At 41.4% G+C, this 13,916-nt stretch carries 18 protein-coding genes; 17 read left to right on the top strand and 1 reads right to left on the bottom strand.

What is annotated here, in order from left to right; translation table 11 throughout:
- Positions 1–26: 26 nt before the first annotated feature.
- On the bottom strand, positions 27–236 hold the full coding sequence (locus tag ACQRCC_RS09345) for a hypothetical protein (RefSeq protein WP_427850547.1): 210 nt from the start codon (positions 234–236) through the stop codon (positions 27–29).
- Positions 237–279: 43 nt separating this feature from the next.
- On the opposite strand from ACQRCC_RS09345, the gene ACQRCC_RS09340 reads away from it, so the two are divergent.
- The 17 genes from ACQRCC_RS09340 to tnpA form a co-directional block, all read left to right on the top strand.
- Positions 280–1,104 (top strand): aldo/keto reductase, encoded by an 825-nt coding sequence (locus ACQRCC_RS09340; protein ID WP_427850546.1) that lies wholly within the window; start codon positions 280–282, stop codon positions 1,102–1,104.
- A 118-nt stretch (positions 1,105–1,222) separates the two neighbouring features.
- A complete protein-coding gene (locus ACQRCC_RS09335) occupies positions 1,223–1,399 on the top strand; it encodes an endonuclease NucS domain-containing protein (protein ID WP_427850545.1) in 177 nt (58 codons plus the stop codon).
- A gap of 139 nt (positions 1,400–1,538) precedes the next feature.
- Complete coding sequence (locus tag ACQRCC_RS09330) at positions 1,539–2,003, top strand: hypothetical protein (RefSeq protein ID WP_427850544.1); 465 nt, start codon at positions 1,539–1,541, stop codon at positions 2,001–2,003.
- Positions 2,004–2,055: 52 nt separating this feature from the next.
- The gene (locus ACQRCC_RS09325) at positions 2,056–2,433 is read left to right on the top strand and encodes a M48 family metallopeptidase (RefSeq protein WP_427850543.1); all 378 of its coding nucleotides are present in this window, start codon (positions 2,056–2,058) and stop codon (positions 2,431–2,433) included.
- 222 nt (positions 2,434–2,655) lie between these two features.
- Entirely contained in the window at positions 2,656–3,510 is an 855-nt protein-coding gene (locus ACQRCC_RS09320; RefSeq protein ID WP_427850542.1) for a HipA domain-containing protein, read from the top strand.
- 14 nt (positions 3,511–3,524) lie between these two features.
- Positions 3,525–4,418 (top strand): recombinase family protein, encoded by an 894-nt coding sequence (locus ACQRCC_RS09315; RefSeq protein WP_427850541.1) that lies wholly within the window; start codon positions 3,525–3,527, stop codon positions 4,416–4,418.
- Positions 4,419–4,481: 63 nt separating this feature from the next.
- Positions 4,482–5,039: a M48 family metallopeptidase gene (locus tag ACQRCC_RS09310; protein WP_427850540.1), complete on the top strand. Its 558-nt coding sequence runs from the start codon at positions 4,482–4,484 to the stop codon at positions 5,037–5,039.
- A gap of 33 nt (positions 5,040–5,072) precedes the next feature.
- A complete protein-coding gene (locus ACQRCC_RS09305) occupies positions 5,073–5,612 on the top strand; it encodes a histidine phosphatase family protein (RefSeq protein WP_427850539.1) in 540 nt (179 codons plus the stop codon).
- 210 nt (positions 5,613–5,822) lie between these two features.
- A complete protein-coding gene (locus tag ACQRCC_RS09300; RefSeq protein ID WP_427850622.1) occupies positions 5,823–7,292 on the top strand; it encodes a PTS transporter subunit EIIC in 1,470 nt (489 codons plus the stop codon).
- A gap of 124 nt (positions 7,293–7,416) precedes the next feature.
- Positions 7,417–7,944 (top strand): PTS sugar transporter subunit IIA, encoded by a 528-nt coding sequence (locus ACQRCC_RS09295; protein WP_427850538.1) that lies wholly within the window; start codon positions 7,417–7,419, stop codon positions 7,942–7,944.
- 227 nt (positions 7,945–8,171) lie between these two features.
- On the top strand, positions 8,172–9,857 hold the full coding sequence (locus ACQRCC_RS09290) for an HD domain-containing phosphohydrolase (RefSeq protein WP_427850537.1): 1,686 nt from the start codon (positions 8,172–8,174) through the stop codon (positions 9,855–9,857).
- Positions 9,858–10,029: 172 nt separating this feature from the next.
- The gene (locus tag ACQRCC_RS09285; RefSeq protein ID WP_427850621.1) at positions 10,030–10,626 is read left to right on the top strand and encodes a TetR/AcrR family transcriptional regulator; all 597 of its coding nucleotides are present in this window, start codon (positions 10,030–10,032) and stop codon (positions 10,624–10,626) included.
- Positions 10,627–10,745: 119 nt separating this feature from the next.
- Positions 10,746–11,570 (top strand): C39 family peptidase, encoded by an 825-nt coding sequence (locus ACQRCC_RS09280; RefSeq protein ID WP_427850536.1) that lies wholly within the window; start codon positions 10,746–10,748, stop codon positions 11,568–11,570.
- A gap of 216 nt (positions 11,571–11,786) precedes the next feature.
- Entirely contained in the window at positions 11,787–12,698 is a 912-nt protein-coding gene (locus ACQRCC_RS09275) for a helix-turn-helix transcriptional regulator (RefSeq protein WP_427850535.1), read from the top strand.
- A gap of 3 nt (positions 12,699–12,701) precedes the next feature.
- A complete protein-coding gene (locus tag ACQRCC_RS09270; protein ID WP_427850534.1) occupies positions 12,702–13,052 on the top strand; it encodes a TIGR04076 family protein in 351 nt (116 codons plus the stop codon).
- Positions 13,053–13,059: 7 nt separating this feature from the next.
- Positions 13,060–13,386: a TfoX/Sxy family protein gene (locus ACQRCC_RS09265; RefSeq protein WP_427850533.1), complete on the top strand. Its 327-nt coding sequence runs from the start codon at positions 13,060–13,062 to the stop codon at positions 13,384–13,386.
- A gap of 164 nt (positions 13,387–13,550) precedes the next feature.
- A partial coding sequence (tnpA, locus tag ACQRCC_RS09260) for an IS200/IS605 family transposase (protein ID WP_427850532.1) occupies positions 13,551–13,916 on the top strand: 366 nt, incomplete at its 3' end.

Below are 13,916 nucleotides of genomic sequence, written 5' to 3'. Positions count from 1 at the left end.
CTTGCATGCTTTTTGAAATGATTTTGCTAATTATCTGTACTAATCAGGTTGCTGTAATACCTGGTTTTTCCAGACAGAACATCATCATAGAAACCCTGTTTCCAGTCAATATAATCAATACATTCCTGAACCTGTTTTAATTGCTCTAATAAAGCATTTCGCTTGATATCAAGAATCCTTTTTCGTTCCGGAATAGTAGATTCCCCTGCAAGGCAAAGATTGATGTATTCTTTCATTTCAGAAATACTCATGCCGCAGTTGGGATATGGAGTATATCAGGTGACAAAGGCAGAGTGCGAACATTGTGTGTTGGATGCTCTGAAAGCAGGCTATCGCCTGATTGATACAGCACAGTCCTATTTCAATGAAGAGGAAGTGGGTTCTGCCATCAAAAAAAGTGGAATTCCCCGTGAAGAGATTTTCCTTACAACAAAGGTATGGATTGAGCATTATGGATATGAGAATGCCAGACAGTCTGTTCTGGAATCCATGAAGAAACTGCAGACAGATTACCTGGATCTCGTACTCCTTCATCAGCCATTTGGTGATACGTATGGGGCGTGGAGAGCGCTTGAAGATTTGTATGAAGAAGGAAAAGTCAGAGCTATTGGTATTTCCAATTTCTATGTGGACAGAATGGTGGAGTTTGTGAATTTCAATCGCATTAAGCCAATGATTACGCAAATGGAAGTTCATATATTCAATCAGCAGAAGCAGCTGAAAGAGTATGCTGATAAATACAACGTGCAGTTAGAGGCATGGGCACCATTTGGAGAAGGACGTGGAAACACATTCGAAAATGAAGTGGTTAAGGCTATTGGTGATAAATATGGTAAGACCGCAGCGCAGGTAATGCTCAGATGGAATCTCCAGAGAGGAGTAGTAGTAATTCCTAAATCTACCCACTATGAAAGAATGGTAGAAAACATCAATGTATTTGATTTTGAATTGACAAATGAGGAAATGAATACGCTTGCCGGGCTTGACACTGCAACCTCAAGCTTCTTCTCGCATCAGGATCCTGCTATGGTCGAATGGTTTGTGAAGATGGTTGAAGAACGAAAGAAAAATAATCGTAGCGAGAAGGAAAAGAAAAATTGGTAAGAAGAAGGAATTCAAATCCTATTTCCTTTGATCCTTGTAATAATACATACACAGGGCTTGGTGGTGTTGTAGGTAAAGCATTTAGTGATGGATTGAAGTTGAAGTAGGTGGCATTGGGATGGAGTTTGGACTAAAACTTAAAATGTACAAGAGAAAAGGTCTTTATGGACGGCAGTTTATTATACCAGTTGGGCGGTTGGATCTTTTGTGTGAAGATGATGAGGGCAATTTGTATGTTATTGAATTAAAGAAGGATTCAGGTTATGATGATGCATACAGACTGCGAATTATTTAGATTGGTTTGAACACAGTACGGAATACAAGGACAAAAAAGTTTATGGAATAATTTGCCTTAATTCTCCTACCAGGGAATTAATTGAGAAAGTACATAATGGTAAATGTATGAGAATTTACGCTTTCAGGAGAGAAAACAAATGATAGATACAAGTAAATCGAATTCCGCAGAACAACAGGAAGCAGAGAACTTTATTGCAAATGCTGTTGAAGAGTGGCTGGGATGTTTGTTTGAAAGAAATACAAAAGTATATTTGTCAGATGGGGTTCATATTGAGCCGGATATGTATTCGGAAAAAGATAAAATAATATGTGAGATATATGCTCATATCGGGAAATTGAAGGTTGGACAGCAGCATAAGATTTCGCAGGACATTTTAAAAATGCTGTTGCTTGAAAAAAGCAAAGGAGTGCAATTTAGGAAAATTATTGTTGTTGCTGATGAACGAGTGGAGAAGTATCTAAAGGGAGAATCATTTATCGCAGAAAGCATAAGGCAGTTTGACGTTGAGATAAAAAGAATCCCTTTGGCACGAGAAATACATGATAGTGTTTCGAAGGCGCAGATGAGGCAGGTAATGATTAATTCAAACTTTATAGAATAAATATACTTTCTTTGATTGATAAGATCAATGCCGAGTTGTAAGGAGGATTCACGTGGAGGTTACAGTTATCAGATCAAATAGAAAAACGATGGCAATCCAGGTGAATTCTGACCTGACAGTAACGGTAAGAGCGCCAATGCGCGCTTACTCAAAAGAGATAGACCCATTATCTTATGCTGAGATTCAGGAACTGTCAGATAAGGCTTTGGAGTATATACCCAGTGGAGTTGCTTATTTTTCGAAGCAGGTAGGAGTGGATTGCGGCAGAATCACTATTCGTAACCAGAAAACGAGGTGGGGGAGCTGCAGTAGAAAGGGAAATCTTAATTTCAACTGTTTGTTAATGCTGACTCCACCGGAAGTCATCGATTATGTAGTGGTTCACGAGCTTTGCCACAGGAAAGAAATGAATCATTCAAAAGATTTCTGAAGAGTATGGAGAATGAAAAATTGGACATTATGGCTGGGAACAGTAAAATGATTCAATAAAGATGATTTTATACGAGCCTTGAGGAAGCGATTCTTCAGGGTGTTTTTTAATTTGGGAGTTCGATATATGAGCTGAATAAACATCTTGATAAGTGTCAAAATTAAAACTAAACCTATTGACACTAAAAATATTGACTCATATAATATAAATGGGGTGATGATTATGCTGGATTATTCCAGATATCCAGATGGAAATCGATATTATTCCGGTGCTGAACGAAAAAAATCTATTCTTATATCTGAGAAGCCTTATTTGGTTAAGTTTCAAAAGAATTCGCGAGAAGGCTTACGTTTTAATCATGTTTCAGAGTATTTAGGAAGTCATATTTTTTCGTTGCTTGGAATTGAAACACAAGAAACATTTTTGGGAACATATAAGGGGGAGCATGTCGTGGTGATACAAGATTTCCTTGGAGAAGATGAAGTGTTTGTACCATTTAATGGCGTTGGTGATAGTTCCCTTGAGCAGGATAAAGAAAAGTATCAATATTCTTATGAAGATATCATTAATATGCTTCAGGAGAATGTAAAACTAACAGATGTTGAGCAGACTATAGATTTGTTTTGGGATATGTTTATTGTAGATGCCTTTATTGCAAATTTTGACCGTCATGGAAGCAATTGGGGATTCATCAAAAAGGACAATAAATATAGACTTTCACCTGTTTTTGATAATGGTTCCAGTTTATTTCCACAGTTAAATACGGATGAAAGAATTGAGGCAGTTCTTGGTAACCAGGAAGAAATAGATATGCGTATTTATAAATTTCCTACCTCACAAGTGAAGTATAAGGGAAGGAAAAATTCGTATTATGAAATTATATCGAGCCTGGCTTTTGAAGAATGCAATAATGCGCTTATCAGAATTGTAGAGAGAGTTGATTTTGACAAAATTAATAAATTGATTGATTCAGTGGAAAATATAAGTGAGAAACGTAAAGAATTTTATAAAACGATTCTTAAACAGAGATATGAAAAGATATTGCTCAAATCATATAATGGATTAATGTCAAGATAAAGGAGGTTAGTGATATGCGAGCAGTGGTTTCAGATTGGCAGCCAAGAAATAGAATAACGACACCGCTTGCAGGTAATCCTTCCTATGTTAATTCTGGAATTATTAAGGCAGTTATGAAGAGCGGTGAAAAGATTAGTGTCGCTCAAATTGATTATCAGGAATTTGACGAAGAGAATTTCCAGTATGTTATTAGTCCATATTGGGAGATTATTGACGGACTTCCTGCAAGTGTATTTCAAGGGATACCGGGAATCGATATGGATCTTCGGTTAGAACGATATTACAGAGTAAACTATATTCCAACTTTTATTGCAGAAAGAACTCCTTCGGAAAACAGAGAGGATCTTTGGGATATTCTTGACGCGGTTGGTCTTGATTATTATGATCGTTTTGAATGGCTGCTCAGGACTACGATGTGTTCTGCGAATGATAATTTGATTGTTGAAAGAAGAAGAGCGTCACAAGTGGTGGAAGAATTCACATCTGGAATGCTATCGACGCTGCAATATGGAGATAGGATCATTGTGGATTCTCTGGAAGCAATTGCAGATACTACAGCAGGATTTACCGATGGAATATTTACAGTAATCACAAATGGAGTGGATATCATTAATCAAAGTGGCCAGATATTAGTTGACACAATGACACGAGCAGCAATGGTTCCTGTTGTAGTGACTCAAAGGATTATTACAAGACGTGAACATGCATCGAATAGAAGAATGGGAATTGAGCATGCAAAAAAGGAAGGAAAATATACTGGCAGAAAGCCAATAGTAGTTGATGAAATGGTTCTTCGCCAGGCAAATCAAGAACTGAAGGAAGGTCTTATAACTGTGGAGGAAGCAATGAGAAGGACGAAAATCAGTTCGAAATCTACTTTTTATAGAAAAATCCGGGCGTTAGATTGATAGGCAGGCATATTTGCTCTGTATACTATAAATGCCATAGATAATTTTTTTAGGAGGATTCATGTGGAGGTTACAGTTATCAGATCAAATAGAAAAACGATGACAATTCAGGTAAATTCTGACCTGACAGTAACGGTAAGAGCGCCAATGTGCGCTTCCTCAAAAGAGATAGAACGAATTTTACAGGAAAAGGAAAGCTGGATTCGAAAATCTATAGATAAGATTCAGGAAAAGAAGGCATTATACGAAGCGGAAAATATAGAACCATTATCTTATGCAGAGATTCAGGAACTGGCAGATAAGGCTTTGGAGTATATACCTGGTAGAGTTGCTTATTTTTCAAAGCAGGTAGGAGTGAATTATGGTGGGATCACTATTCGTAACCAGAAAACCAGGTGGGGGAGCTGCAGCAGCAAGGGCAATCTTAATTTTAATTGTTTGTTAATGCTGACTCCACCGGAAGTCATCGATTATGTGGTGGTTCATGAGCTTTGTCATAGAAAAGAAATGAATCATTCCAAAGCATTCTGGGATGAGGTTGCGAAGATTCTTCCGGATTATAAGAAACAGGTTCAATGGCTAAAAAATGAAGGCGGAAGAATTATGCGGAGGCAGGAATAAAGGTAATTCAGAAAAGAGAATGGAGAATGAGTAATGGGACATTTTTATTTTGTTCGCCACGGCCAGACCGTGTGGAATGTTGAGAATAAGATTTGTGGAGCTACCGACAGCCCGCTGACAGAATATGGGCGCGAGCAGGCCAGAGAAACTGGTCGTAAGATTATTGCCGAAGGAATTAAAGCTGATGAGATTCTCTGCTCTCCGCTTAGCCGGGCTGTGGATACAGCGCAGCTGATTTCCGAAATGACAGGGATTCCATGGCGAGTGGAACCGAGATTGATCGAGCAGAACTTTGGTAAGTGGGAATCCACTCCTCGTGATGGACAGGATTTCAAGAAGGCCAAGGAGTTCTTTGCCTGCAGCCATGAGGGCGGTGAATCAACACTTCGTCTGGCTCAGAGAATCTACAATCTGCTTGATGAGATCAAAGCAGAGTCTGATGAGAAGACATACATTCTTGTGGCTCACAATGGAATTGCCAGAGTGGTGCAGTCATATTTTACAGATATGACGAACGAAGAATATGCTGCGTGGGGTGTGAAGAACTGTGCAGTAATTCGATATGATTTTTAGGATAAAAAAGCGGGAAACCTCGGTAATTCAATTGCTGAGTAGTTCACATTTGGATGTTGTTACTCGCCAGCAAATCACGAAATTTTGAAATGTGCTTATGTTTTTATGAATAATATGTTAAAATACAGTTATCCTTGTTTGGATAGTACAGAGCCAGTGTACTTTCTGAACAAAAAGTTAAGATTTTAGAACTGGAGGAAGAATCTTATGATGAAACAACTGCAAAAGCTCGGCAAGGCAATGATGCTGCCTGTCGCCGCGCTGCCCATTTGCGGTATTCTGATGGGCCTTGGCTATGCTCTGGCACCCGCCGTTATGGGTGCTGAGGGTGCCACTACTGGTGCCGCTTACACCATCGGTTTCCTGCTAATTAAGGCTGGTTCCGCTCTGATTGATAATATGGCCTGGCTGTTCGCCGTCGGTGCTGCTGTTGGTCTGGCTGATGACCACGACGGCACTGCCGGTTTGGCCGGTCTGGTCAGCTTCCTGATGATGCAGACGCTGCTCAACCCTGGTGTTGTGAGCGCCGTCCGTACTCTGGAGGAAGGTTCCGTTGACTACATTGCGTTCTCCAAGATTGCGGGCAACTCCTTCATTGGCATTCTGGCTGCCATCATCGGTGCTACCTGCTACAACAAGTTCAAAGGCACCCAGCTTCCTGACTGGCTGGCCTTCTTCTCCGGCAAGCGCTTTGTCGCCATTGCCACCGGCTTGGCCTCTATCATCGTTTCTGTGATTCTGGTCTTTGTCTGGCCCATCATCTTCGGTGTTCTGGTTGCTCTGGGCAACGGTATCGTCAGCCTCGGCGGCGTTGGCGCTGGCATTTACGCCTTCCTCAACCGTCTGCTCATTCCCACCGGCCTGCATCACGCTCTCAACAACGTGTTCTGGTTCGACACCATCGGTCTGGGCGACCTGTCCAACTACTGGGCCGGCAAGACCAGCGCCGACGTAGGCTGGAGTCTCGGTATGTACATGTCCGGCTTCTTCCCTTGCATGATGTTCGGTATCCCTGGCGCTGCTCTGGCGATTGTTAAGAACGCCAAGAACAAGAAGGCTGCTATCGGTCTGGTCGTTTCCGCTGCTATCTGCGCTTTCATCTGCGGCGTTTCCGAGCCTTTCGAGTTCGGCTTCATGTTCCTGTGCTTCCCACTGTACGTTGTGTACGCTGCCCTCTTCGGCGTTTTCACAATCATCACCTACTACGTTGGCTTCCGAGGCGGCTTCTGCTTTTCCGCTGGTGCTACCGACCTGATCTTCTCCTCCTCCCTGCCCGCCGCTGCCAAGACCTGGATCATCATTCCGCTGGGCATTGCTGCGTTCATCGTGTTCTTTGTCGTGTTCGACTTTGCTATCCGTAAGTTCGACCTCAAGACTCCCGGTCGTGAGGTCGAGAATGAGAAGGTCGAAAGCGAGAAGACGATCACTCCGAAGAACAACGACTACACTGCGCTGGCTTCTGCCATTCTGGAAGGCGTTGGCGGCAAGGACAACGTGACTGGCCTCGATTACTGCGCTACTCGTCTGCGCTTTGAGGTTAAGGACTCCACTACCGTTAAAGAAAAGGAAATCAAAGCTGCCGGTGCTGCGGGCGTTATTCGTCCCAGCAAGACCACCTGCCAGGTCATTATCGGACCCAAGGTGCAGTTTGTCTACGACGAAGTGAAGAAACTCATGTAATCCTGCAAGGTGTCTGGCTCACACCTTACACACTTTTGCCTTTTTCCCTCATAGTATAATTATTAAAGCAGAAGAAGTAGCAGAAGCATAATTTATTATAAGTTTATGATGAAGGAGAAGAAGTATGTTTAATTTTTTAAAGAAAAAACAGAGTGAAGAACCAGAAATTCAGATTGCTCCGCTTGCGGAAGAACCGGGAAAAGAAATTATCTGCGCACCGATTTTTGGGGAAGCGGTGGCAAGTGCAGAAATCAGTGATCCAACTTTTCAGCAGGAAATGCTTGGAAAAGGCATTGCAATAAAACCGACGGTGGGAAAGGTATTTGCACCGGTTGACGGAAAAATCGAAATGCTCATTGATTCCCTCCATGCAGTCAGCATGACCTCTGATCAGGGTGCTGAGATTCTGATACATGTAGGTATTGATACTGTAAAGTTACAGGGGAAACATTTTAAGGGCTTCGTAAAAGAAGGCGATCAGGTAAAACGTGGCGACTTGATGATGGAATTTGATATCAAGGCAATTACAGAAGCCGGCTATGATGTGATTTCTCCGGTGATTATCTGCAATTCTTGTGATTATGCGGAAATTGAACGTGTGACAGGAAAACAGGTTCAGGTTGGTGAAATGATCATGAAGCTTAAGAAATAATCATAATTAAAGTATTTTATTACTCAATGATTTGATGTCAAGTGTATCAATTGTAAAAGATTACTGTTCCGGGTGGTATAATTATGAAAGAACAGGAATGGCGCTCTGCGGATGCAGGGCGTTTTCTAAATTGCAGAATGTACTGGGATATGATAAAATAACAAAATGGGAAAAACGAGAACGGATTCCACCCCAGATGCTCTGAAAAGAAAGGAAGGAGAAACGTGATGCAGGCAGTATATTTTGCAATGTTAATGATTTCCATAGGCTATGTTTTTTTTCTGTTAAGCAGATTTCAAAGGCATATTTCAGTGTATTATATTCTTATGACGGTTGCGGTTGTCATCGTAAATCTGGGTTATCTGCAAATTGCCGGAGCCAGGACGGAAGAGGGGGTTCTGCTGGGGAATCAGGTGTATTGCCTGGCATATCCTTTTCTGCTGCTGTTCACAATCCATACCATTGCAGATTTGTGCAAAACTCGCATCCCGCCAGTTGTAACTGGGCTGTGCATTTGCATTAGCTTAATTATATTCCTGGGAGCATCATCCGCTGGACACGTGGACTGGTACTACCGCAGTGTGGAGATGGTGATACGTGACGGCTACACCTTCCTGAAAAGGGAATACGGCCCACTTCATAAGCTGAGCCCAATATACATCGTAATAACACTGGGTTGCGGACTGTGTATTGTTGCCAATGCGCTTCGCAAGAAGAAGCATGTATCACATTTTGTCAGCGTGGGATCTCTGTGCCTGCTGATTCTGTGCAGTGCTACCTTCATGGGAGAGCGAATGGTAGGTCTGAAGGTAGAACTGATGCCAATTGCTTATACCGTTTGTGCAGGTGGAATTCTCTTGATGCTGAACCGGGTGGTCACTTATGATGTAAAAGGTATTTCCAGAGAAGCCATTGAGGAGAGCCGGGAGTATGGCTTCGTGATCTGTGATGGTAAATTCCGTTTATCCGGTGCAGATGAACAGGCCAAGCACTGGTTTCCTGAGCTGAACAAACTGAAGATTGATTACCGAATTCAGGATTTTTCTACGGATTTCCTGCTTCAGCTAAAAAAATGGGTTCTGACAGAGGATTCTCAGGATGTTGTCTACTTTGAGCGTGAGGGTAGAATTCTGGAAGTCTGCCACTCTGTTCCCGAGATGTACCGGAAGAAACTGCACTGCATTCGTATTAGGGATGACACTCCACAACAGCAGTACCTCAAATTGGTGGAGCGATATAATGAAGAACTGGGCGCGCAGGTGAAGGAGAAAACTGCCCGGCTGGTGGAGGTACAGAACGATATCATCGTCAGTATGGCAAGCATCGTTGAAAACCGGGATAACAACACCGGCGGGCACATCCGTCGCACCAGTGACGTGGTGCGTGTGTTCGTAGAGCATCTGCTGGCCACTGACTATTCTTCTGTGTTGACCCGGGAAACTGCGGATCAGATTATCAAAGCCGCACCTCTGCATGACTTCGGAAAGATTGCCATTCCCGACAGCATTCTCAATAAACCGGGTAAATTCGTTTCGGAGGAGTATGAGATTATGAAGCTCCACGCCCAGAAGGGTGCGGGAATCGTGGCTCGGATTCTACAGAATTCCGACGATCTTCAATTTAAAAACATTGCGGTGAATGTGGCTCACTATCATCACGAAAAGTGGAACGGTACGGGTTATCCCTGCGGACTTGCCCAGGAGGAGATTCCTTTGGAAGCCCGGATTATGGCGCTGGCGGATGTGTTTGACGCATTGGTGAGCAAACGGGTATACAAGGAGCAGTTTAGCTACGACAAGGCATTCGGCATTATTGAGAAGTCCTCCGGTAGCCATTTTGACCCGTCTCTGTGTAGAGCGTTTCTGCAATGTCGTCTTCAAATAGAGACATTGTACAACAGCAACCTGGATTGAAACAGAAATGCACAGAATGAATAACGCAAAAATATTTAAAGTGATGATCTGCTTGGAGAGCTTCTGCGTAAATTGTGTTTGAGTAATCTGATTGACTTTGCATGCAGAAATTTATATAATATAAACGATTATTTATTTTTTCGCCGAGAAGGGAGGGAATCTATTGCGCACCGTGAATGAAGAAGCCCGCAGGGCAAAGAAAATCGAGATCATGGAAAAGTGTTACGATTGCTATGCCGATCAAGGGTTCTACGGAACAGGGATAAAAGCCATTGCGTACGCTTGCGGCTGTAATGTTGCGAGCTTGTATCAGTATTTTGAAAATCTGGATGACCTTATCATCCAATCCACCGAATACTGTATGAGTAAGGTGGAAGATGATTTTATGGCGAAAGCCCCCGCAGATGTTGAGGGCTTGTGGCGGTTCATTGACGAGGTACCATACTGGACGGCGGAAAAGCACGGAAAAAAGTACCGTTTGATGTATCAGGTGTACACCCACCCGAAATATCGGGAGTACGGTCAGAAATTTTTTGCCGGTGTTAATGAAAGATATACGGAATATGCGAAACTCTTAGAAGGCAAACTGGGTATTCCCTATCAAAAACTGACACCATTGATTTTTATTCTGATTCGAGCGTGTGTGCATTACGCATTGTTTGAAGATGAGTTCTATCTAAAATCACAGATTGATGTACTAAAAGAAAGTTTGGAACTCTTCATTATGAAATATAACCCGAAAGCAAGATCGGGTACTCTGACAGAATAAAGAGAAATATCACTGCTTGGGAAGCTGCGGAACCGGGAGAGTATCAGGAAACGATTACCTACACTGCAGTAATTAAGCAGAAGTAATTGTTGGAGAATGAAAATTAGGAGGTTACTCACATGAAAAAGTTTTTATCTATTATTTTATTGCTGACATTTTTAGTGGGCATGAGTGTTGTAGCATATTCGGAGGAACAGGCGGACAGTGATATTGCTGAACAAATGGAGGAATATTACAAGTCAGACGATATAGTACCACAGGGGAATACCTTTATAGTTTCAGATGTTCCAAAAGAGGAAATACCTGAAACGGACAAACAAGGGGAAAGTAAACTTTTACGATTACCTTTATACAGACAAAGTCATAATTTTACCTGTGGAGTAGCCTGTGTTGCTTCTGTTCTTCGTTATGCGGGTTATGACTTTGATACCAGAGAAGATAAACTACTTTTGGAACTTGCAGCAACCCCGGAAGATGGAACTAATAGTTCGACGATTGTTGAATATTTAAGTAATATAGAACATTCGGGTAAGACGGAAAAAGTTCTTTCAGTGCAATCTGGTTTATATGATTGTGAATTGGAAAAAGATGAACAAAGTGTATTAGACATACTTAAAGGTTTCAGGACTAATCTTGATGAAGGAAAACCGATAATCTGTGCGATTCAGGCATGGAGAGATGGAGGCGATTATAAAAGTAAAACCGAAGAAGATGGTCATTACGTTGTATTGATTGGATATAAGAAAGACAAAAACAACAGCAACAAGTATATTTACTATTTTATGGATCCATCGACTTCCGGTAGCTATACATATCTTACTGAGGATGAATTTATTTTGCGTTGGCACGACGAGGTAAATAAAAAATCTGTACGGTTTTATATTATTATTGAATACCTTGATCGAAAAGAAGAACTGCTTGATATTGCTTATCATCTGGGATAATCATTTTGGGGAATAGAAAAGCCGATCAACCGTAAAAAGTTGGTCGCTTTTGTTTTACCCATTATTGCGCGAGGAGTTATATAGATCTACATAGTGTACCATATACTTTGGATGCATTCAGATGTAACACCTTTTATTTTGAGTATAATATAAATTGAACATGACACATAGGTGACGTGTTACAGATGGTATAATGAATCAGGAAGTGAAAGTGATATGAAAATAGATAGGCTTATCGGCATTCTTTCCATTCTTTTACAGGAAGAGAAAGTAACTGCTCCGGAATTGGCAGAAAGATTTGAGGTTTCAAGAAGAACAATAAACAGAGATATTGAAGATTTATGCAAAGCTGGTATTCCAATTTTGACATCACAGGGTGCAGGCGGTGGTATTAACATAATGGATGGCTATAAGATGGATCGGACGATTCTGACATCTAAGGATATGCAGATGATCATGGCAGGTCTTCGAAGTCTTGACAGTGTAAGCGGCAGCCATTATTATGGGCAGCTTATGGAAAAACTTAAGGCTGGATCATCTGATTTTGTCAGTGGAAATGAGTCTATTCTTATCGACCTGTCATCATGGAATAAAGATTCTCTGTCACCAAAGATTGAACTGATTCAGGATGCGATCGAGCTTGGGAAGACACTAAAGTTTAAGTATTATGCTCCGGGCGGTAATACGGAGAGGGAAATGGAACCGTATTTTCTGATTTTCAAATGGTCAAGCTGGTACATCTATGGATATTGTCTGCTAAGGAATGACTATCGAATGTTCAAACTGAACCGAATGGCAAATATGGTGCATGCCAGAAATTTCGAAAGAAGAAGTGTGGTGCCAATGCCAGACTTATCAAATGAGAAGGTGTTTCCGCCACGGGCAAAAGTAAAAGCAGTTTTTCATCCGTCAATGAAATGGCATCTGATTGAAGAATACGGTATAGACTCTTTTACAGAGATGCCGGATGGAAAGCTTCTATTTGAACATGATTATGCTGATGATGAGGGGCTGTTGTCCTGGGTACTTTCATGCAGGGACACGGTAACTGTTCTTGAACCAGAGTCTATAAGGGAGGAACTGTTTCGTATCGCTTCTGAACTTGCAGAAAAATATAAGGAGGTCTAATTAATGAAGAAATGGTATGATGAAGAATATAGATTTTCAATAGAGGTAACAGGTTTTCTGCGAGGTGACCATACAGAACACTTATGCAGGAATGGTGAAGAAATAGGTGATAAATACACCTGTACCTACGGCTGTCCCGTGAATGAGCAGGGCTATGGAATATGTTCTAAAATGATGCAGATCCTTTATGGTGATATGCAGGCTGTTAGAAGTGGCGGAGATTTAACACTTGTTGGAGGAATTGAAGAGAATGTGAAGGACTATGTTTGTCCGGACGGATGTGTATGCTTTCGAATGACAGTCGAAAAGACAGGCGCAGAGAATTTTTACAAAGGTAAATATTATCAGGAGTAAAGAGAAAATGGCATCAAAGAAAGAATATCTTAATTTTGTTCTGGACCAACTATCTGGATTAGAAGGAATTTCATATCGAGCGATGATGGGTGAATATCTGCTTTATTATAATGACAAATTATTTGGTGGAATCTATGATGACAGATTACTGGTGAAGGTAACGGCATCAAGCTTAGAACTTCTTCCGGATGCACCTCAGGAAAAACCGTATGATGGAGCTAAGCCAATGCTCTTAGTAAACGAAATAGAAAATAAGAGTTATCTGAGAGAACTAATTCTGGCTATGTATGAAGATCTTTCAGAGACAAAGAAAAAGAGTAAGAAGAAAGGATAAAATTATGGCATTTGATTTCAAGAAAGAATTTAACAATATCTAGCAAGAATTCCCCCTCCTCTTAGGTGGTTGGGATGAATTGTAAAGAAAGAACGTATGTTCTTGAAACTCGGTGAGCATTGTGGTATAATATACTCAGTCGATAAGAAAGGAAGTCTTTTATTATGCGAGAGTTAGACCATAATGCTCATTCGGTTTTTCTGTTGTATTATCACCTGATTTTGGTTGTAAAATACCGACGATATGTCTTTGATGATACTGTTTCTGACCGTGCTAAGGAAATTTTTTCTTATATCGCACCCAGGTATGGCATTGAGGTGGATGAGTGGAATCATGACGGTGATCACATCCATGTTATGTTCAGAGCCCAGCCCAAAAGTGAACTCAGCAAGTTTATCAATGCTTACAAGAGTGCCAGCAGCAGGCTCCTGAAGAAAGAATTCCCTGAGATTCGAAAGAAGCTGTGGAAGGAGACTTTCTGGAGTCAGAGTTTCTGCTTGATAACAGCCGGTGGAGCACCAATTGAAGTA

Source organism: Sporofaciens sp. SGI.106 (assembly GCF_050314255.1).
Lineage (GTDB): Bacteria > Bacillota > Clostridia > Lachnospirales > Lachnospiraceae > Claveliimonas.
Note: the sequence above shows the minus strand (reverse complement) of the source record. Positions and strands in the feature narration are given on the sequence as shown.